This window comes from Pseudomonas sp. 8Z, assembly GCF_902506535.1.
Classification (GTDB): Bacteria; Pseudomonadota; Gammaproteobacteria; order Pseudomonadales; family Pseudomonadaceae; genus Aquipseudomonas.
Map to the genome: position 1 here is coordinate 1,582,534 of NZ_LR733827.1, position 20,303 is coordinate 1,602,836.

A 20,303-nucleotide genomic window follows, 5' to 3' on the forward strand; every position below is an offset into this window, starting at 1 on the left:
TGCGCCATGCTGAGCGGTAATCGCCCACATTTGCCGCCCTCGCCTGCACGGAGCGGCTCGCCTGCATCCCCTGCCCTGCCGGTGTTCTGCGCTTTCGGCACACGCACAGGCGCACAGCCCAAGGCCTGCTCGCAGAGTCGAGCGATTGACTGAATTAACCAGTTAGTACATTTTCTCGGGCGTTCGTCACAACAACAAGAGACGCCCCCATGTCACCCTGCATTCTGGTGCTCAACGGCCCCAACCTGAACCTGCTGGGCACGCGCGAGCCTGCCACTTATGGCCATGAAACCCTGGCCGATATTTCCCGTCTGTGCGCCGACACCGCTGCCGAGCGCGGCCTGAGTGTCGAGTTTCGTCAAACCAACCGCGAAGGCGAGCTGATCGACTGGATCCATGGCGCACGCGGGCGCTGCGCCGGCATTTTGATCAACCCAGCGGCCTGGACGCACACATCGGCGGCCATCCGCGATGCCTTGTTGGCCAGCGAGCTGCCGGTCATCGAGGTGCACCTGTCCAACGTGCACAAGCGTGAACCGTTCCGCCACCACTCGTTCGTCTCGGATATCGCCGTCGGGGTGATCTGCGGTCTTGGCAGCCAGGGTTATCGCCTGGCGCTCGAATATTTCGCTCAGTCGCTCAAGGGGTAAGCCCATGTCTTCGGTTTCTTCCGGCATTCTCGCCGGGCTCATTGGTCGCGGCATCCAGGCCTCGCGCACCCCAGCCATGCACGAGCGTGAAGGCGACGCACAGGGCCTGCGTTATCTGTATCGACTGATCGACCTGGATCAACTCGACCTCGATATCGATGCCCTGCCCGGCCTGCTCACCAGCGCCCAGCAAATGGGCTTCACCGGCCTGAACATCACCTTCCCGTGCAAGCAGGCGATCATCCCGCTGCTCGATGAACTGTCTGCCGAGGCCCGTGGCATCGGCGCGGTCAATACCGTGGTGCTCAAAGATGGCAAGCGCGTCGGCCACAACACCGACTGCCTGGGCTTTGCCGAGGGCTTTCGCCGTGGCCTGCCCGACGTCAGCCGCCGCCGCGTGGTGCAGATGGGCGCTGGCGGCGCCGGTGCTGCAGTCGCGCATGCGCTGCTGGCCGAAGGCGTAGAGCGCCTGTGCCTGTTCGAGGTGGAACCCGGTCGCGCCCAGGCGCTGGCAGACAACCTCAACGCCCACTTCGGCGCTGGCCGCGCCGTGGCTGGTGAGGATCTGGCCGGTGAAGTCGCAGCCGCTGACGGCCTGGTCAACACCACCCCCGTAGGCATGGCCAAACTGCCCGGCACGCCGCTGCCGGTGGAGCTGCTGCATGCCGGGTTGTGGGTAGCGGAGATCATCTACTTCCCGCTGGAAACCGAACTGCTACGCCACGCCCGCGCGCTAGGCTGCCGCACGCTCGATGGCGGCACCATGGCGGTGTTCCAGGCGGTGAAAGCCTTCGAACTGTTCAGTGGCCGTGAGGCCAATGCCGAGCGTATGCAGGCGCACTTCGCCAGTTTCTGAAAAACTGAATCGACAAGCCCCTGACCGCAATGCTGCGGCCAGGGGCTTCTTTTTGGGTTCTTCGCGGAGTCACGGGGAATAGTCTTGATAGCGGACTGGCAATACGGTGTTGATGTTTTGGATGTTTGTTCCGGATTGCCAGCCCTGTATTAACCAAGCAGCCCTCTAAACAACAAAGAACCTCTTCTGCAAAAGCGAAAATCAGCGCTGGATATAGCGCAGCACCGCGTCACAGATCATGGTCTTGTGCCGCTGGCGGACATCCTCGTCCGGCAGGTCGACCTGAAAAATCTCACCGATGGTGTGCCGGTTCGAGACCCGGTAAAAACAGAACGAGCTGATCAGCAGGTGCACGTCGAGCACCTCGATACCCGCGCGGAACACGCCCTCCTGTTCGCCACGGCGTAAGGTTCTACCGAGACTTTCAAGCACCACGCTGCTCATCTGGCGGATGGCCGGTGACTGTTTGACGTACTCGCCGTAGTGGATGTTCTCGATGCTGACGATCCGCACGAAATCGACGTTGTGGTCGTGGTGGTCGAAGGTGAATTCCACCAGCCGCCGGATTGCCAGGGCTGGCGGCAGCGAGTCCAGATCGAGGCGGCTTTCGGTGCCACGGATGTCGCCGTAGAGTTTGACCAACACCTCGACGTAGAGCTGTTCCTTACTGCCGAAGTAGTAATAGATCATGCGCTTGGAGGTGGCCGTGCGCTCGGCGATGGCATCGACACGGGCGCCGGAAAGCCCTTGTTGGACGAACTCGGTGATGGCGGCCTGGAGAATGCTCTCGCGAGTTTTCTCGGGGTTATTCTTGCGCGCCTTGCGCACGGCCTCGACGGGTGCGCTGGCGAAACTTGCGGCGGCTTCGGTCATACGGCTGGCTTCTTCTTATAGGTATGAGTGAGGCGGATTATGGCAGGCGGCGCAGGCACCGGGCAGTAAACTCGGCGCCATCACGGCTCACAGCCTCGGGCGTTTTAGCCCGCCGCTGCGCGCCTTGGCCATGGCCGCCAGACGTACCGCGACATTGGCCGCGCCATAGCCGACGTAACCACTCTTGCGCTGGATGATCTCGAAGAAGAAGCGTTCCTCGAACGGCTCGGTATAGACGTGGAACAGCTCGCCACCCTGAGCATCGCGGTCATACAGGACGTTGTAGTACGCCAGCTCGCTCAGGAATTCGTCATCGAAATCGAAACGCGCGGCCAGATCGTCATAGTAGTTGAGCGGGATTTCCAGCAGCGGTACGCCCGCCTCCTTGGCCCGCGCCACTTCGGCGAAGATGTCCTCGCAGGAAAACGCGATATGGTGCACGCCAGAGCCACGGTAGCTCGACAGCGCATGGGCGATGGCGGTGTTGCGGTTTTCCGAGATGTTCAGCGGCAGGCGCACCGAGCTGCAGCGGCTGCGGATGGCGCGGCTCTTCACCAGACCATAAGGGTCGGGCAGCACCACTTCGTCGTCGGCCTCGAAATCCAACAGGCTCTTGTAGAACAGCACCCAGCTATCGAGTGACTCGGCAGGCAGTGCCAGGGCCATATGGTCGATACGCTGCAGCCCGCCACTGGCCGGAGCACTGGCATCCAGGCTGAAGTCAGTATCATAGAGGCTTTGCCCCTCGGCGCCCTGCTCGACCAGATAGATCAGGCTGCCATCGGGCGCGCGTACCGCCGGCACCTCGCGCTCGTTGGGGCCGACCAGACCACGATAGGGCTGGCCACGATAGTCGCAGGCGCGTTGCAGGGCCGCCGACTCGCTCTTGACCCGCAGCGCGGTGGCGCACAGTGACGGGCCGTGTGCTTCGAAGAAGTTGTGGGCAAAGGAATACGGCTCGGCGTTGAGCACGATATTGATATCACCTTGGCGCAGCAGGCTGACATCCTTGGAGCGGTGCTGACCGGCGCGGGCGAAACCGAGGCGCTCCAGCCAGTTGCCCAAACGTGCGCCAACCGCCTCGTCGACGGCAAATTCGAGGAACTCCACACCGTCGTAGCGGCTGGCAGGCGGCGGCGTGAACAGCACCCCAGGCTCGATGGCGTGGCCCTCTTTTTCCAGACGCTTGTGGGTCTTCTCCTCCAGATACAGCAGCGAGCGCAGACCATCGGCGGCATTCTGCCGGGTCGGCGCGGCGCGGAAGCCATCGTTGAAAACTTCCAGCGACAACGGGCCGCGATAGCCGCTACACAGGATCGGTGCAAGAAAACCCGCCAGGTCGAACTCACCCTGCCCAGGGAAGCAGCGGAAGTGGCGGCTCCACTCCAGCACATCCATGGCCAGAATCGGCGCATCGGCCATCTGCACGAAGAAAATCTTGTCGCCGGGGATCTCGGCGATGGCGCTCGGATCGCCCTTGAGCGACAGGGTGTGGAAGCTGTCGAGCAGCACGCCGACCGCCGGATGATCGGCCTGACGCACCAGATTCCAGACCTGCTGGTAAGTGTTGACGTGGCGCCCCCAGGCCAGAGCCTCGTAGCCGATGCGCAGACCACGGGCACCGGCACGCTCGCCAAGCAGGCGCAGGTCATCAACGAGAATTTCCTCATCGCCCAGAGAGTCGGCGGCGACGTTGCTGCACACCAGCACCAGGTCGGTGCCCAGTTCCTGCATCAGATCGAATTTGCGCTCGGCACGGTCGAGGTTGCGCTGCAGGCGGTCGCGGCGGCAGCCCTCGAAATCGCGGAACGGTTGGAACAGGGTGATGGCCAGGCCCAGGTCGGCGCACCGCTTGCGAATCTCGCTGGGGCTGCCGTCGTAATAGAGCAAGTCGTTCTCGAAAATTTCCACCCCATCGAAACCCGCGGCGGCGATGGCTTCGAGCTTCTCGGGCAGGGTACCGCTGAGGGAAACGGTGGCAATTGAACGCTGCATAAACAGACGACTCCGGGTTGGAACGGCGCCGTGGCAGGCAGGTGAAGGATGGCTTGCGGCCTCATCACGCAGCCGGTTAGTCGGCGCTCATGAATTGTTCGTAACCTGGATTATTGGCAGCGCTGCCGCGCTCGGCAACGCAAAATGGACGAACCGGTTAGTTTTTAGTTCGATAATCGCACACTGCTTATTTCTGCGAACCCTTGCGGCTCTGCCATGCGGCGGTCAGCCCGCTCAGGCAGATGATCACAATACCGATGAGCGCCGTGGAGTCCGGCGTGTGCTGGAACGCCAGCCATCCCAGTAGCCCGGCGAAGATAATCTGCACATAGCCAAATGGCGCCAACAGCGCAGGCGCGGCATGGCGGAAGGCATGCGTCAGCAGCAGATGGGCGCCCATACCGCAACCGCCCAGCGCCAGCATCATCAGGCCATGGGTAAGGCTGGGCACCTGCCAGAAGAAGGGCACCATCAGGCTCATCACCAGCGTATTGACCAGCCCTGCGCAGAAGTTGCTCGTGGTAGCGCTGTCTATTTCACTCAAACGCCGAGTGAGGATCTGATACAGGCTGAAGCACAGCGCTGCCGCCAGCGGCAGCAGCACCGCAGGGGTGAACAGACTGCCGCCTGGATGGACGATCACCAACACACCGATAAAGCCGATGATCACGGCCACCCACTGTCCACGATTGACTCGCTCGCCAAGCAGCGGCGCCGATAGCGCCGTCACCAGCAAGGGGGCGAGGAAGATCACCGAGGTTGCCTCAGCCAACGGCATGAACATCAAACCGGAAGTGAACAACAAACTGACCGCCAGCAGGCATAACGCGCGCAGTACCTGTAGCCCAGGGCGTTTGGTGCGCAAGACGCGCAACCCCGATTGCGGCAGGAAGATCCCGGCCATCAGCAAGGTATGCACCAGATAACGCGCCCAGACGATCACAACGATCGGGTAGAACCCGGAGAGGTATTTGGACATCGCATCGTGGCTGGCAAACAGAAAAGTCGCCAGTACCATCAGGCCGATCCCTTTGAGGGGATGATTGCTACCGGACAGGGGAGTGAGGCTCATGCTGTACCTGAATGACGGGGCGCTGCTGCAGGATAGTAAGGCAACTAACTATACACCCATCGTCCACTGCGACCAGCCGCGCGTAGAGGACTGCCTGGCGCGCAAGCTGCAGCCCCAGCGCCGCTCGCCAAGACTTGCCAACTGCGGGCAATACCCGCGCCCAGTGCATGTGGAACGAGACACCAAGCGGCCTTGCCTCTGGATACAGGTCGCCAGACGCGCGATACTGCGGGCTACGAAGAATGTACTAACCAGTTCGTTCTTGTTCGTTTATCGAACAAAACCCGATTTGACGAATTGAAATGGCCCGTTGGGTCGGCCCACTATGCCGACACGCCAGAAACGTAGCGCGTCCTGCCTGATACTCAGCGCTTCGTCCATTTGAGCAACCAATAAATATAAGAAGGTCGATTAACATGCCCCAGCCCAAGCACTTGCGTGCCCCGGCCATTGCAGCGTCCACAGCGGTCGCTGCCCCCTCCAGCTTCGGCGTCATGCTCGATAACTGGACATCCCTCTCTCCCTTCGCCGTACCGGTTCTGGCCACCAGCGCCATGACCAGGCGACCTGCGCCCGCCCATTACGGTCTACTCGCTCGGCTGCCCTGGGCTCGACGCCTAGGTGCCGCCTAAGTCCCCGATTCCTACCAACGCCCTCATTCTGTCGGAGCGATAGCATGAACAAGACAGACAAGATGCTGGTCGGCGAGCGCACCTTCTGCGCGCTGCTACTGGTATTCAGCCTGGTGATTTTCTATCTGGCCTACCAGATTTCCGGTTTTTCCTCGGCCAACTCACCCGGCGCCTTCCCCATTGGCGTAGCCGTGGTGATGCTGCTGTCGGCCATCAAGATCACCCTTGAGATGCTCGGTAAGGCCAAGCCGGACTGCGACGGTTGGCTCGATGCCTTCCAGCAGTTCCGTCGCCAGCATTTTCCCAAAGCCGTCCTGATCTTTGGTCTGCTGGCCGTGGTCTACCTGGCGGCGATCCAATGGGCCAGTTTCTACGTCAGTACCTTCTTTTTCCTGGTGCTGTCGATCGTCTACCTGCGTGGCGGTAGCCGCGTGCTCAACGCTGTGATGATCGCAGGTGTGCTGCTGGTAATGATCTACCTGCTGTTCAGCCTGGCTTTCAGCGTTTACCTGCCATAACGAGGCGCCTGAGATGAGCGATAATTTTTCCTACCTGCTGATGGCCTGGAGCGACCCGCAGTTGCTGATGCTGACGGCGCTGGGCACCTTCGCCGGTATCTACATCGGCGCCATCCCTGGGCTATCGGTGACCATGGCGGTGTCGATCCTGGTGTCCTTCACCTTTTCCTGGGACGTCAACGACGCTCTGGCGCTGATCGTCGGCATCTTCATCGGCGGCGTGTACGGCGGCTCGCGCAGCGCCATCTTGCTGAACATTCCCGGTGCGCCCTCCTCCGTCGCCACGGCGTTCGACGGCTATCCGCTGGCGCAGCAAGGTGAAGCCGGGCGCGCCATCGGCCTGAGTACGGTGATGTCGGTGATTGGCGGCCTGGTCGGTACCCTGGTGCTGGCCAGCGCCGCGCCGGTGATCGGCGACCTGGCGCTGAAATTCGCCCCCCGCGACTACTTCCTGGTCGCCGCCATCGGCCTGCTGCTGGTCGGTAGCCTGTCCGAAGGTTCGCTGGCCAAGGGCATCTTCGCCGCCGCCCTGGGCGCGGTAATCGGTCTGGTGGGCATGGACCCGGTCACCGCCGAAGGGCGCTTCACCCTCGGTCAGGTCGAGCTGATGGGTGGCATCCATTACGTGGTGCTGATGATCGGCCTGTTCGGCGTCGCCGAAGCCTTCTATCAATTGCACAACCTCGACAGCCCAGCCGTGCGCCAGAAGGTGGACAAGATCCTGCCGTCCTTCGCCATGGTGCTGAAGTTCCTGCCGCTGTCGGTCCGCACCTCGCTGATCGGCGTGATCGTCGGCGTGCTGCCCGGCGTGGGTGGTGACATCGCTGCGCTGATGGCTTACGACCATGCCAAACGTACCGTAAAGAACCCGACCAAGCCGTTCGGCAAAGGCGCCTACGAGGGCCTGATAGCCCCGGAAACCGCCAACAGCGCGGCAGTCGGCGGCGCCTACGTGCCGATGCTGACCCTGGGCATGCCCGGCGATGCGGTAACCGCGGTGATCATCGGCGCCCTGGTGGTGCATGGCCTGAACCCCGGCCCGATGCTGATGGTTGAAAACCCGCACATTTTCTACTTCACCGTCGGTAACCTGCTGCTGGCCAACATCTTCCTGATGATCTTTGGCCTGATGGGCGTGAAGCTTTTCGCCAAGTTCGTGGAGATGCCCAAGGCCGTCCTGATCCCGCTGATCCTGGTACTCTGCGTGGTCGGTACCTACTCGATCAACAGCAGCATGACCGAGGTGTACTGGATGCTCGGCTTCGGCGTGCTTGGCTACCTGATGAAGATTTTCGGCTTCCAGATGGGCCCGATCATCCTCGGCGCCATCCTCGGCCCGCTGATGGACACCTCGTACCGCCAGGCTATGTCCTCGGCAGGTGACCACCCGCTGGAGCTGCTGCAAGGTCTGGTCACCAGCCCGTTGTCGATGATTCTGACCGGTGGCGTGGTGCTGATCCTGCTGAGCAACACGCCGCTGCTGAAAAAGCTCAAGAACAAACTCAGCCCAGCCTCGACGCGCGGCTGATCCGATTTCACCCGGCATGCCCCGGCCTAAAGGGGCTCACAACAACAACCGATGGAGAGTCTCCACATGCTTAAAGCTCTACTGACCGGCGCCGCTCTGGGCCTCAGCGCCCTCACCCTGGCTCTGCCGGCCCATGCCGAATATCCCGAACGCAGCATCCAGGCGGTCATCCCCTGGGGCGCTGGCGGTGCTACCGACAACGTCATGCGCAGCCTGACGCCCTACGTGGAAAAAGAGCTGGGCGGCAAATTCATCCTCAATAACCGTCCGGGCGGCACCGCCGTCATCGGCAGCACCTTCGTCAAAACTCAGCGCCCTGACGGCTACACCATCCTGCTCGGCGCCGAGAACCCGCAACTGTACAAGGTGCTGAAACTGGCTGACTTCGACTACGCCGACTTCTACCCGGTAAGCATCATCGGCCAGAACGTGGTGGTCATCGCCGCCAACGCCGACGCGCCGTTCAACAACATGGCCGAGCTGCTGGCCGCCGCCAAGGCCAAGCCGGACACCCTGCGCATGGGCTCCACCGGTGCAGGCGGCCTGCCGAGCACCGTCAGCGCAATGATCAACGCAGTCGACGAGCTGAAAGTGCGTGAAGTGACCTTCGGTGGCGACGGCCCCGGCATCACCGCGCTGATGGGCAATCACATCGACTTCATGCCGCTGAGCCTGGCCGCCGCGCGTGAGCTGGTACGCAGTGGCAAGCTCAAGGCACTGGCCGTGTTCGCCAAGGAAGAAACCCCTGAGCTGCCGGGCGTGGAGCCGATCACCAAGTCGCTGCCGGCCATCGCCGAGTACCTGCCGTGGGGCCCGTTCTGGGGCGCCTTCGTGCGCAAGGACACCCCGGATGACGTCAAGCAGAAGCTGGTTGACGCCTACGCCAAAGCCATCGCCAACCCGGAATTCCAGGGTTTCCTGAAAAACTTCGGTGCGCAGAGCCTGAACCTCAACGGTGCCGAGGCTGAGGATTTCCTCAAGCGCTGGCAGTCGGTCACCACCTGGTCGATGTACAAGGCCAAGGCCATCGAAATCGCACCGGACTCGGTTGGCATCCCCAAGCCCTGAGCCCGCGCTAATCCGCCGCCGGACAGTTGCAACCGGCGGCAACGCCCTGGCGAACACGACAGGGATTATGCACACTGCACATTCACCCAATAAAAACAAAGAGGCACAACAACAATGAAAAACACCCTTACCCCTCTACTGCCAAGCACTCTGGCACTGGCTGTCATCGCTGCCCTGCCGGTTGGCGCTCAGGCCGCCGGTTTTGTCGATGACGCCAAAGTCTCGCTGAACCTGCGCAACTACTACTTCAACCGCAACTACATCAACCATTCCGGGCCACGCCTGAACGGTGATGATCAAACCCAGGCCGAAGGCTGGACACAGAGCTTTATCCTCGATGCGCGCTCGGGCTACACCGAAGGCACCGTCGGCTTCGGCCTCGACGTGCTGGGCCTGTACAGCATCAAGCTCGACGGCAGCGACACCGTCGCCAACAGCCAACTGCTGCCGATTCATGACGGTGGCGAGCCGGCCGACCAGTTCGGTCGTACCGCCGTGGCCGCCAAGGCCAAACTCTCCAAAACCGAGCTGAAGGTCGGTGAATGGCTCGCCGTGCTGCCGATCCTGCGTGGTGATGACGGTCGCTCGTTGCCGCAAACCTTCCAGGGCGCGCAAATCACCTCCAACGAAATCGCCGGTCTGAGCCTCTACGGCGGCCAGTTCTGGAAAAACAGCAAACGCGATGACGCCAGCCGCGAGGAAATGGCTTTCAACGCAGGCGGCAACTTGGGTGTGGTCGAGGGTGATGACTTCAACTTCGGCGGCGCCGAATACCGCTTCAACGGCAACGCCACCATGGTAGGTGCCTGGCACGCGCGCCTGGAAGATGTCTACCAGCAGAGCTTCGTGCAACTGACTCATAGCCAACCTGTCGGCGACTGGGTGCTGGGTGCCAACCTCGGCTACTTCACCGGTAAGGAAGAAGGTGCGGCCAAAGCTGGCGACTTGGACAACAAGGTGTACCAGGCCAGCTTCTCGGCCAAAACCGGCAGCAACACCTTCACCGTGGCGTACCAGAAACTCAGTGGCGACACCAAGTTCCTGCGTATCGACGGCGCCAGCGGTGGCAGCCTAGTCAACGATGGCTTCACCGCGTCCTTCGACAACCCCGAAGAGCGCTCCTGGCAACTGCGTCATGACTACAACTTCGCAGGCCTCGGCATCCCTGGCCTGACCTTGATGAACCGCTACATCAGCGGCGACAACATCGAGGCCACTAACCGCAACAACGCCGAAGAGTGGGCCCGAGAAACCGAGCTGGCCTACACCATTCAGGAAGGCACCCTGAAGAACCTCAGCGTGCGCTGGCGTAACTCGGACGTCCGCCGTGACGCCGGCCAGGACGCCCATGAGAACCGCCTGATCGTCAACTATCCGCTGTCGATCCTGTAAGCGCTGTACGTTTGACTCCAATGTGTTGCGACACTTTCAGCCCGTCCTTGTGACGGGCTTTTTTCTGTAGCGCCCATAAAAAAGCGCTACCCAGATGCGTGGTCAGGGCAGCGCTCCATTCGGTTGTCAGAGGCCGAAAAATCAGCCTTCCAGCGACTCCACACCCAGCTCGTCCCACAGCGCCTCGGCCAAGTGGAAGGTGGCGTTAGCCGCCGGGATGCCGCAGTAGATGGCGCTCTGCATGATCACTTCCTTGATCTCTTCGCGGCTCACCCCGTTGTTCTTCGCCGCACGCAAGTGCAGCTTCAGCTCGCCCTCGCGGTTCATGCCGATGAGCATGGCAATGGTGATCAGGCTGCGAGTGTGGCGCGGCAGGCCCGGCCGGGTCCAGATATCGCCCCAGGCGTGGCGGGTGATCATCTCCTGAAACTCTTCGTTGAACGGCGTCAGGTTCTGCAGGCTGCGGTCGACGTGGGCGTCACCGAGCACTGCGCGGCGCACCTGCATACCGGCTTCGTAGCGTTGTTTTTCGTCCATCGATCAATCCTCGAATTGGGTCTGTAGGAGCGGCTGGGCGGCATTACGTTTTAGCCGCGAAGTCGAATCGCGGCTGAAGCCGCTCCTACAAAAAACTGTGTTCAGGCCGTCAGGAAGGCCAGTACGCGCTGGCTGAAGTCATCGCCGACCTGCACGTTGGATAGGTGCGCGGCATGGAACTGAACCAGTTCGGCGCCTTTGATGCGTTCCTGCATGAAGCGGCCATGCTCGACCGTGGTGACCGGGTCGCCGCTGCCGCAGACGATCAGCGTCGGCGCCGTGATGTTGCCAAGCTGCTCGCGGTAATCGGCATCACGCACCGCCGCGCAGTTGGCCGCGTAACCCTCGGGCGAAGTCTGCGCCAGCATGCCGACGATGGGCTCGACCTTGCCCGGATTGGCCTCGGCGAAGTCGGTGGTGAACCAGCGCGAGATCGAGGCATCGCGCAGCTCGCCCATGGCCTGCGCGCCGCCAGCGAGCACGGTTTCGATGCGCGGGTTCCACACCGCCGACGTACCGATCTTGGCCGCAGTGTTGCACAGCACCAGGCGCTCGATGCGCTCGGGCGCGTTGATGCCCAGCCACTGGCCGATCAATCCACCCATGGACAGGCCGCAGAAATGCGCCTTGGCGATACCCAGCGCATCGAGCAGGGCCAATACGTCACGGCCGTTCTGCTCGATGCTGTACGGGCCTTCACTCACCAGCGAGGCGCCATGACCACGGGTGTCGTAGCGCAGCACCTGGAAGTGCTGGGTGAAGGCCGCAATCTGCGCATCCCACATGTGCAGGTCGGTGCCCAGCGAGTTGGACAGCACCAGCACCGGCGCACCGGCCGGGCCTTCCAATAAATAGTTCAAATCGCCATCGGCGAGACGTACGGCAGGCATGGACAACTCCTAAGAGGAAAATTGCGTGTGTTCGGCAACGGCGCGCTCGACCCAACGGCGGGCCTGGCCCAGGTAATGCGCCGCATCGAGCAGAGAATCCAGCTCGGCAGCAGAGAGTTGTGCGCTGACTTCGGCGTTGGCACCGAGCACGGCACGCAGGTGGGCGCCTTCGCGCACCGCCTGTTTGCAGCACTGTTCGATCAGGTGATGGGCGGCATCGCGACCGATCTTCTGCGCCAGGGCGATGCTGACCGCCTCGGCCAACACCAGCCCCTGGGTCAGCTCCAGATTGGCGCGCATGCGTGCGGCATCCACCTCCAGCTCCGGCACTACCACTAGCGCCTGCTGCAGGGCACCGGAGACCAGGCAGCACAGCTCAGGCAGGGTGTCCCACTCGGCGTGCCACAGGCCCAGGCTGCGCTCGTGCTCCTGCGGCATGGCGGCGAACATGGTCGCCACCAGGCCCGGTGCACGGGTGGCGGCGCCGATCAGCACGGCGGCGCTGACCGGGTTGCGTTTGTGCGGCATGGTGGACGAGCCGCCCTTGCCCGGCGCCGACGGCTCGAAGACTTCGCCGGCTTCGGTCTGCATCAGCAGGCTCAGATCGCGGCCCAGCTTGCCCAGGCTGCCGGCGATCATCCCCAGCAGGCTGGCAAATTCCACCAGGCGATCACGCTGGGTGTGCCAGGGTTGCTCGGGCAGGTGCAGTTCCAGTTCCTGCGCCAGCGCACCGCTGACCGACCAGCCAGCATCACCGAGCGCCGCCAGGCTGCCGGAGGCGCCGCCGAACTGCAGGCACAGCAAGCGCGGCTTGAGTTCTTTTAGGCGCTGGCGATGGCGGGTGAGCGCGCCGAGCACGCCAGCGAGCTTCATGCCGAGGGTCACCGGTGTGGCCTGTTGCAACCAGGTGCGCCCGGCCAGCGGCGTATCGATATAGCGTTCGGCCTGCACGGCAAGGGCATCGGCCAGCTTCGCCAGATCGCTTTCCAGCAGGGCGATGGCCGCGCGCAGTTGCAGCACCAGGCCGCTGTCCATGGCGTCCTGGCTGGTGGCACCGAGGTGCACATAGCGTTCGGCTTCCGGGGCGGTGGCAGCGATGCGCTTGCCCAGCGCCTTGACCAGCGGGATGGCGGAATTACCTGCCGTGGCGATGGCCTGGGCCAGCGCCGGGTAATCGTAGAATTCGGCCTTGCAGGCCGCCTCGATGGGCGCCACGGCCTCGGCGGGGATCAGCCCCACGCGCGCCTCGGCACGTGCCAAGGCAGCCTCGAAGTCGAGCATGCCCTGCACCCGCCCGGCGTCGCAGAAGATCGCGCGCATGGCCGGCGCGGTGAAATAGGCATCGAAAAGTTGGTTGCTCACGCGCGCAACGCTCCTGGGAAAAATGTACGGCTAGTGTGGCATCAACCTACAGCGCCGCGCACGGCACCGTGGGAGGGGCTTTAGCCGCGACGGATTAAAAGCGTCGCCGCTGAAGCGCCTCCCACAAGTTTCAGGCCGTAGGGTGGGCCGGGCGGCGATCCGTTTTAGCCCACCGCCGTAAATGGTGGGCTAAAGCCCACCCTACGCGCCCGCCTCACACCCGCTCGATGGCCAGCGCCAGGCCCTGGCCGACGCCCACGCACATGGTCGCCAGGCCGAGTTTGCCGCCGGTATTTTCCAGATGGTGCACGGCGGTCAGTACCAGGCGGTTGCCGCTCATGCCCAGCGGGTGGCCGAGGGCGATGGCGCCGCCGTTCGGGTTGACCTTGGCGCTGTCGTCCGGCAGTCCTAGGTCGCGGGTGACGGCCAGGCCTTGAGCGGCGAAGGCTTCGTTCAGTTCGATTACGTCGAACTGAACGATGCTCAGGTTCAGCCGCGCCAGCAGCTTGCGCACCGCCGGCAGCGGGCCGACGCCCATGATGCGTGGCGCGACGCCGCCGCTGGCCATACCCAGCACCTTGGCGCGGGGTTTCAAGCCATATTTCGCAACGGCTTCGGCAGACGCCAGGATCATCGCCGAGGCACCATCATTGAGGCCCGAAGCGTTGCCAGCGGTGACGGTCTTGCCTTCGCCGTTGACCGGCTTGAGCTTGGCCAGGCCTTCGGCGCTGGTGTCGGCACGCGGGTGCTCGTCACGGTCGACGACGATCTCACCCTTCTTGGTCTTGATCACCACCGGGACGATTTCCTCGGCGTAGTAGCCGCTCTCCTGAGCCGCTGCCGCACGCTGCTGGCTGCGCAGGCCGAAGGCATCCTGGTCGGCGCGGCTGACGCCGTAGTCCTCGGCGACGTTGTCACCGGTGACCGGCATCGGGTCGACGCCGTACTGCGCTTTCATCAGCGGGTTGACGAAGCGCCAGCCCAGGGTGGTGTCTTCCAGCTTCTGGCCACGGCCAAAGGCGCTGTCGGCCTTGCCCATCACGTAAGGCGCGCGGGTCATGGACTCGACGCCCGCGGCGATGGCCAGCTCCATCTCACCCGAGGCGATGGCGCGGAAGGCGGCGCCCACCGCCTCCATGCCCGAGGCGCACAGGCGATTGAGGGTCACACCCGGCACCGTTTCCGGCAGGCCGGCCAGCAGCAGCGCCATGCGCGCGACGTTGCGGTTGTCCTCGCCGGACTGGTTGGCGCAGCCCATAAACACTTCATCAACCGCTGACCAGTCGACCTGCGGGTTGCGCTCGACCAACGCCTTGAGCGGAATCGCCGCCAGGTCGTCGGCACGCACCGCCGACAGCGCGCCATTAAGGCGGCCAATCGGCGTGCGGATGGCGTCGCAGATAAAGACCTCGCGGCTCATTCGTCACCTCCGGCCTGGCCGTGGGCAGTGGCGGTACGCGCTTCAAGATCGCGCAGCGCGGCCAACTCCTCGGCGGTCGGCGCCTCGGTAGTGGTCACGCTGTCGGCGAAGCGAATTTGCCAGCCGGTGTTCTCGATCACCTGCTCGCGGCTCACGCCCGGATGCAGCGAGGTGACGATGAACTCATTGCTGCCGGCTTCCGGCTCCATGATGCACAGGTCGGTGATGATCGCCACCGGGCCGTCGCCCGGCAGGCCCAGGCGCTTGCGGTGGTCACCGCCCTCGCCATGGCCGACCGAAGTGATGAAGGCCAGCTTGTCGACGAAGGTGCGATGACCCTGCTTGAGGATGATCAGCACCTTCTTCGCGCTGCCTGCGATTTCCGGCGCGCCACCGGCGCCCGGCAGGCGCACTTTCGGGTTGTGATAGTCGCCGATCACAGTGGTGTTGATATTGCCGTATTTGTCGACCTGGGCGGCGCCGAGAAAGCCCACGTCGATGCGCCCGCCCTGCAGCCAGTAGCGGAAGATTTCGCCGGTCGGCACCACGGTGTCGGCGGTTTCAGCCAATTCGCCGTCACCGATGGACAGCGGCAGCACGCTGGGTTTGGCGCCGATAGGGCCGGATTCATAGATCAGCACCACTTCCGGCGCGTGAGTCAGGCGCGCCAGGTTGGCGGCCTTGGACGGCAGGCCGATGCCAACGAAGCACACGCTGCCATTGCCGAGGCGGCGCGCGGCGGCCACGGTCATCATTTCATTGGTGTTGAACGCGCTCATCACTTGGCCTCCCCATTCACTTTCGCCTGGTACTGCGCAAAATCCTCGGTGCCACGGATGTACTCATCGATCCAGGCGCTGAAGGTGTCGCGGTCGCGGGCAATCGGATCCCAGGCTTGGTAGAAGCGGTTGTCGCGCTCGTAGTAGCCGTGGGCGTAGGACGGATGGGCGCCACCGGGCACCACGCAAACGGCGCTGATGGCCCAGGTCGGCAGTACGCAGGCGTTCATCGGCGCCTCAAGGTCGTCGACGATTTCCTCGACAGTGACGATGCAGCGCTTGGCCGCCAGAGCCGCTTCCTTCTGCACACCCAGGATGCCCTGGATCAACACGTTGCCCTTGCGGTCGGCCTTCTGCGCGTGGATCACGGTGACGTCCGGGCGCACGCTGGGGATCGCCGCCAGCTTTTCGCCAGTGAACGGGCAGTCGATGAATTTGATGTCCGGGTTGACCTTCACCAGATCCGAGCCTTGATAGCCACGCAACACGGCGAACGGCAGGTTGGAGGCACCGGCGACGTAGGCATTGGCCATGGCGGCGTGGCTGTGCTCGCTGATTTCCAGCTTGTGCGGCCAGTGCTTCTCGACCGCATCGCGCAGGCGATGCAGCGAACCGACACCGGGGTTGCCGCCCCAGGAGAAGGTCAGCTTGCGCGCGCAACCGGCACCGATCAGCAGGTCGTAGACCAGATCCGGCGTCATGCGTACCAGATGCAGGTCTTGCTTGCCCTGGCGGATCAGCTCATGGGCAGCGGCAGTGGGAATCAGATGGGTGAAGCCTTCGAGGGCGATGCAGTCGCCGTCGTTGACGTGGCGCGAAATGGCGTCGCGCAGCGTGATGATGTCGGCCATCGTATTGTTCTCGTCAGGTGGCAGTTACCGGGTGAATGCCACCTTAAAAAACAGCCTGAACGAGAACAATCCGATAATCGCCATACAGGGCGATTATCGAACACCTTCCATTCACAAAGGCCGGAACACCTGCCCGCTCAACTCACGGCTGGCGCTGAGCATCAACGGCAGGAAGCGCTTCTCCAGTTCGGCGATGGGCACGCGGCTGGCGTGGGTGCTGATGTTCATGGCGGCCAGCACGTGCCCAGCCGAATCGTAGACCGGCACCGCCAGCGAACGCAGGCCCTGCTCCAGCTCCTGGTCGACCACGCACCAGCCCTGGTGACGCACGCGCTGCAGGCATTCCCACAGTGCTTCGGGGGTGTGCAGGGTGCGGCTGGTCTTGGGCTGCAGTTCGGCGTGGGCCAGGTAGTCCTGCAACTGGTCATCATCCAGCGCGGCCAGCAGGATGCGCCCCATCGATGTGCAGTAGGCCGGCAGGCGGCTGCCGACGCTCAGATCGACCGAGATCAGCCGCTGCGGAATCGCCGAGCGTGCCAGGTACAAGACCTGCTCCCCTTCCAGCGTGGCCAGGTTGCAGGCCTCGTGCAGTTGCTCGCTGAGACGGTCGAGAAAGGGCTGTGCGGACACCGCCAGCGGCGTCGAGGACAGGTAGGCATGGCCCAGCGTCAGCACCTTGGGCAGCAGCGAGTAGGTGCGCCCGTCGGTGGTCACGTAACCCAGCTTCATCAGCGTATACAGACAGCGGCGCACGGCGGCGCGCGGGATCTCGGTGCGGTGGCTGATCTGCGCGATGGTCAGGTGGCGCTTGCGCTCCTGAAAGGCATTGATCACCGCTAGACCGCGCGCCAGAGAGGTCATGAAATTGGGGTCGCCAGCGAACTCTTCGATGCGCTTGGCCGGCGACACGTAGGGCGGCGGCGCCAGGCTGGGCAGGGGCGGACGGGTTTCGCTCATGAAGCCTCCGATGCGGGGTGAACAGCGCTTGGCGATTATCGAACCAGCGTGCGGTTATCGTAAATAGGCGAAAACAAGGAGCCTTGGGAGTAATGCCAGTCATTCAAGGGGCCATATGTGGCGTGGTTTCCCAGGCTCTCAATCATGTAGGAGCGAATTTATCCGCGATCATGGTCAGGCACGGTGCCAAACCCTATCGCGAATAAATTCGCTCCTACAGTGGCAAGCCTTATCTGACCGGCATTAGCCGTGGGAGGGGCTTTAGCCGCGACTGCCGTAGATTCGAATGGGCTTCAGAAGCTCGCCGCCCAAGCGCCTCCTACACGCATCAGCCGGGTAATAACCCTTGCCAACGCAACAACGCCAGCACCGCACTGACACTGATGAACGCCAGCACCGTGCACGCCACCAGGGCAGCAGCGCAGCGCTCTTCAAGGCCGAAACGCTGCCCTAGGATGGGGAACACGCTCATCATCGGCGCGCAGGCGAATAGCAGGCCTGCAACCATCAATGCCGGATCGACGCCCGGCATCAAACTGAGCGCCACGAACATCAGCAAGGGGTGCAGCAGCAACTTGCCGATGGACGTTTGCGCCACATCGGCAGCCATGCCGCCGACCTTGAGGCCATTGAGCGCGGCGCCAATGACGAACAGCGCCACCGGTGCCGAGGCCCCGGCGAGCATGTCGACCACCCGCGCGGCCACCGCCGGCAGGCGCAGTTCCAGCAGTGAGATAGCCAGACCCAAGGCAATGGCGATGATCAGCGGGTTGCGCAGCAAACGCAGCGACGTCTCGCGCACCACGGCCCAGCCCTGCCCATCCTGGCGACCGGCCTCGGCGATGGCCAAGGCCAGTGGAATCATCAACAGATTCTCCACCAGTACGCCCAGCACCAGCGCCAGCGCCGCCGTGTGGCCGATGACCATGGCGGCGATGGGGTAGCCGATGAAGCCGCTGTTGGACACCGACATGCCCATGGCCAGAATCGCGCTGTGCGATAGGCTCTGCCCACGCCAGCGCCGCGCCAGCAGCAGGCCGAAGCCGAACAGACTCAGCGAGGCCAACGCATAGGCGGCCATATAGGGCCAATTGAGCACCTCCCCCAGGCTGCGTTCGGCCAGCACCTTGAACACCAGCGAGGGCAACGCGAAATGAATGACGAAGCTGCCCATGCCACGCGCCTGCTCGCGGTTGATCAAACCGATGCGCGCGGAAAAAAAGCCCAAACCGATCAGAATGAAGATAGGCGCGGTGATACCTAGAACAGCCAGCATGCCAACAGCTCGTCTCAAAAAGAATCAGAAGGTGTCACGCTGCGCGCTCACGGCGCAACTGCGCCAGGCGGCTGCGGGTACGTGAGAAATCTTCATGGGCAACGCCTGCGCACAGCTCGTCCAGCGCGAGCGCACTGTGCAGCCACAGCTCGCGGCCACTGTCGTAGGCGATATCGACGAAGTTCACCAGACGCTGCTGCTCATCCAGCGAGCAACGCGCCAACGCGGGCACCTCGCCAACAACCAGATGGGTGAAGCGCTGGCACAACTGTAGGTAATCGCTGCTCGCCAGTGGTTGCTGGCACAGTGCGGCAAAATCCAGCCACAGGGTACGTGAGTCCATGCCGCGCAGTGTCAGGCTACGCCGCGCCAGAGGCAACTGCGGCACTGTCGGCAAATGCGCCAGGCGCTGCTGCAAATGCCTAGGCGACGCGTGCAGATACAACCCCCAGTGCTGCGTACTGGCGACGCGATAGTCGGGGCCAGCATCGATTTCCAGCACCAGGCAGCGTTTTTCCAGCAGGCTGGCGAACGGTTTGAAACGGCTGCGATACAGCGGATTGGGACACAGTTGTGCAGGGGCGTAGTTGGAGCTGAACAACAGGATGCAGCCACGCGCGATCAACGGCTGCAGCAGGCGCCCCAGCAGGATCGCATCACCGATGTCATGCACATGAAATTCATCGAGGTAGAGCAGCCGCGCCTGCTGGGCCAACTCATCAGCCACGCGCAGTAGCGGGTCGGCCTGGCCGACATGCGCCAGCATGCGTTGCTGCACTTCCTGCAACAGCGCATGCACGTGCACGCGGCGCTTGCTGGCCAGTGGCGCCGCCTCGAACAGCGCAGCCAGAAGCAAACTCTTGCCGCGCCCGACGCCACCCCACAGGTATGCGCCGACCGTAGGCCGACGGCGCCAGAGCGAAGGCTGCAGACGCACCTGCAACCACTCCACCAAGCGCGCCAGAGTGCGCTGCTGGGCGTCATCCAGATGCAGGCCGCGTGCCTCGATGAGGTGCGCGGCCTGGGCATACAACTCAGAAGTCAAAGAAGACCGTCTCGCCCTCACCCTGGATATGGATGTCGAAACGATAGGCTGGCTTGCCATCGACTTCGCAACGCTTGGCGATCAGCGTCTCGCGGCGCTGCGGCTGCTCGATCAGGTTGAGCACCGGATCCTTGGCGTTGGCCTCGGCTTCATCCTCGAAATACAGGCGGGTGGCAAGGTGGATGTTGATGCCACGGGCGAACAGCGCGACGTTGACGTGCGGCGCCATCGGCACACCAGCGGCGTTGTGCACCACACCCGGTTTGACCGTGTAGGCGAACCACTCGCTACCGGCATCGAAGGTGGTAGCGGTACGGCCAAATCCGTTGAAGGCTTTGGACTGGTCGTAATCCTCGTCGTAGTGGCCCTGATGGTCGGCCTGCCACAGTTCGAGGAAGGCATCGCGCACCAGATGACCATTGCCGTCGTAGACGTGGCCAAGCAGCACGATGTGCTCACCCGGTGCATCAGGCCGCGCCATCTGGTTCCAGATTTCCTGCTCGCGGGTCGGGTTGCCGGCCGCAGCCAGGGCCAGACCGATATGCACGTAAGGGCCGGCGGTTTGCGAAGGGGTTTCCGGCAGCAATTCAACAGGCATGGTC

20 protein-coding genes are annotated in these 20,303 nt (G+C 63.2%); 7 read left to right on the forward strand and 13 right to left on the reverse strand.

Annotation, left to right across the window (positions count from 1 at the left end; translation table 11 throughout):
- Nucleotides 1-209 precede the first annotated feature (209 nt).
- Together aroQ and AERO9A_RS20160 are read left to right on the forward strand one after the other, a co-directional pair.
- On the forward strand, nucleotides 210-650 hold the full coding sequence (gene aroQ, locus AERO9A_RS20155) for a type II 3-dehydroquinate dehydratase (protein ID WP_159973686.1): 441 nt from the start codon (nucleotides 210-212) through the stop codon (nucleotides 648-650).
- A 4-nt stretch (nucleotides 651-654) separates the two neighbouring features.
- Nucleotides 655-1,506, forward strand: coding sequence for a shikimate dehydrogenase (locus AERO9A_RS20160; RefSeq protein ID WP_159973687.1), 852 nt, complete (start codon nucleotides 655-657; stop codon nucleotides 1,504-1,506).
- 201 nt (nucleotides 1,507-1,707) lie between these two features.
- Here the strand turns inward: AERO9A_RS20160 and AERO9A_RS20165 are convergent, their stop codons facing one another.
- The 3 genes from AERO9A_RS20165 to AERO9A_RS20175 form a co-directional block, all read right to left on the reverse strand.
- Nucleotides 1,708-2,379, reverse strand: coding sequence for a TetR/AcrR family transcriptional regulator (locus AERO9A_RS20165; protein WP_159973688.1), 672 nt, complete (start codon nucleotides 2,377-2,379; stop codon nucleotides 1,708-1,710).
- 87 nt (nucleotides 2,380-2,466) lie between these two features.
- Complete coding sequence (gene quiC, locus AERO9A_RS20170) at nucleotides 2,467-4,374, reverse strand: 3-dehydroshikimate dehydratase QuiC (protein ID WP_159973689.1); 1,908 nt, start codon at nucleotides 4,372-4,374, stop codon at nucleotides 2,467-2,469.
- Between the two features lie 187 nt (nucleotides 4,375-4,561).
- Nucleotides 4,562-5,446, reverse strand: a complete 885-nt coding sequence (locus tag AERO9A_RS20175; protein WP_159973690.1) for a DMT family transporter — start codon at nucleotides 5,444-5,446, stop codon at nucleotides 4,562-4,564.
- A gap of 416 nt (nucleotides 5,447-5,862) precedes the next feature.
- On the opposite strand from AERO9A_RS20175, the gene AERO9A_RS20180 reads away from it, so the two are divergent.
- From AERO9A_RS20180 to AERO9A_RS20200, 5 genes are all read left to right on the forward strand, one after another.
- Complete coding sequence (locus AERO9A_RS20180; protein ID WP_159973691.1) at nucleotides 5,863-6,078, forward strand: hypothetical protein; 216 nt, start codon at nucleotides 5,863-5,865, stop codon at nucleotides 6,076-6,078.
- 44 nt (nucleotides 6,079-6,122) lie between these two features.
- Nucleotides 6,123-6,596: a tripartite tricarboxylate transporter TctB family protein gene (locus tag AERO9A_RS20185; protein WP_159973692.1), complete on the forward strand. Its 474-nt coding sequence runs from the start codon at nucleotides 6,123-6,125 to the stop codon at nucleotides 6,594-6,596.
- Between the two features lie 13 nt (nucleotides 6,597-6,609).
- Nucleotides 6,610-8,124 (forward strand): tripartite tricarboxylate transporter permease, encoded by a 1,515-nt coding sequence (locus AERO9A_RS20190; protein ID WP_159973693.1) that lies wholly within the window; start codon nucleotides 6,610-6,612, stop codon nucleotides 8,122-8,124.
- Nucleotides 8,125-8,190: 66 nt separating this feature from the next.
- The gene (locus tag AERO9A_RS20195) at nucleotides 8,191-9,192 is read left to right on the forward strand and encodes a tripartite tricarboxylate transporter substrate binding protein (protein WP_159973694.1); all 1,002 of its coding nucleotides are present in this window, start codon (nucleotides 8,191-8,193) and stop codon (nucleotides 9,190-9,192) included.
- A 114-nt stretch (nucleotides 9,193-9,306) separates the two neighbouring features.
- The gene (locus AERO9A_RS20200) at nucleotides 9,307-10,584 is read left to right on the forward strand and encodes an OprD family porin (protein WP_159973695.1); all 1,278 of its coding nucleotides are present in this window, start codon (nucleotides 9,307-9,309) and stop codon (nucleotides 10,582-10,584) included.
- Between the two features lie 141 nt (nucleotides 10,585-10,725).
- Here the strand turns inward: AERO9A_RS20200 and pcaC are convergent, their stop codons facing one another.
- From pcaC to pcaG, 10 genes are all read right to left on the reverse strand, one after another.
- Nucleotides 10,726-11,121: a 4-carboxymuconolactone decarboxylase gene (gene pcaC, locus AERO9A_RS20205; protein ID WP_159973696.1), complete on the reverse strand. Its 396-nt coding sequence runs from the start codon at nucleotides 11,119-11,121 to the stop codon at nucleotides 10,726-10,728.
- A 101-nt stretch (nucleotides 11,122-11,222) separates the two neighbouring features.
- Nucleotides 11,223-12,011 carry a 3-oxoadipate enol-lactonase gene (pcaD, locus tag AERO9A_RS20210; RefSeq protein WP_159973697.1) on the reverse strand — a complete coding sequence of 263 codons (789 nt, stop codon included), beginning with the start codon at nucleotides 12,009-12,011 and terminating at the stop codon, nucleotides 11,223-11,225.
- Nucleotides 12,012-12,020: 9 nt separating this feature from the next.
- Nucleotides 12,021-13,373 (reverse strand): 3-carboxy-cis,cis-muconate cycloisomerase, encoded by a 1,353-nt coding sequence (locus AERO9A_RS20215; RefSeq protein ID WP_159973698.1) that lies wholly within the window; start codon nucleotides 13,371-13,373, stop codon nucleotides 12,021-12,023.
- A 214-nt stretch (nucleotides 13,374-13,587) separates the two neighbouring features.
- Nucleotides 13,588-14,793 (reverse strand): 3-oxoadipyl-CoA thiolase, encoded by a 1,206-nt coding sequence (gene pcaF, locus AERO9A_RS20220; protein WP_159973699.1) that lies wholly within the window; start codon nucleotides 14,791-14,793, stop codon nucleotides 13,588-13,590.
- The gene (locus tag AERO9A_RS20225) at nucleotides 14,790-15,572 is read right to left on the reverse strand and encodes a CoA-transferase subunit beta (RefSeq protein WP_159973700.1); all 783 of its coding nucleotides are present in this window, start codon (nucleotides 15,570-15,572) and stop codon (nucleotides 14,790-14,792) included. Before AERO9A_RS20225 ends, pcaF begins: the two co-directional genes overlap by 4 nt.
- Entirely contained in the window at nucleotides 15,572-16,423 is an 852-nt protein-coding gene (locus AERO9A_RS20230) for a CoA transferase subunit A (protein WP_159973701.1), read from the reverse strand. The genes AERO9A_RS20225 and AERO9A_RS20230 overlap by 1 nt, the downstream gene beginning before the upstream one ends.
- Nucleotides 16,424-16,534: 111 nt before the next feature.
- Nucleotides 16,535-17,380 carry an IclR family transcriptional regulator gene (locus AERO9A_RS20235; RefSeq protein WP_159973702.1) on the reverse strand — a complete coding sequence of 282 codons (846 nt, stop codon included), beginning with the start codon at nucleotides 17,378-17,380 and terminating at the stop codon, nucleotides 16,535-16,537.
- A 328-nt stretch (nucleotides 17,381-17,708) separates the two neighbouring features.
- Nucleotides 17,709-18,656: an AEC family transporter gene (locus tag AERO9A_RS20240; protein WP_159973703.1), complete on the reverse strand. Its 948-nt coding sequence runs from the start codon at nucleotides 18,654-18,656 to the stop codon at nucleotides 17,709-17,711.
- Nucleotides 18,657-18,690: 34 nt separating this feature from the next.
- Nucleotides 18,691-19,701, reverse strand: a complete 1,011-nt coding sequence (gene zapE, locus AERO9A_RS20245) for a cell division protein ZapE (protein WP_256666016.1) — start codon at nucleotides 19,699-19,701, stop codon at nucleotides 18,691-18,693.
- Complete coding sequence (gene pcaG / locus AERO9A_RS20250; RefSeq protein ID WP_159973705.1) at nucleotides 19,691-20,299, reverse strand: protocatechuate 3,4-dioxygenase subunit alpha; 609 nt, start codon at nucleotides 20,297-20,299, stop codon at nucleotides 19,691-19,693. Before pcaG ends, zapE begins: the two co-directional genes overlap by 11 nt.
- Nucleotides 20,300-20,303: the final 4 nt, after the last annotated feature.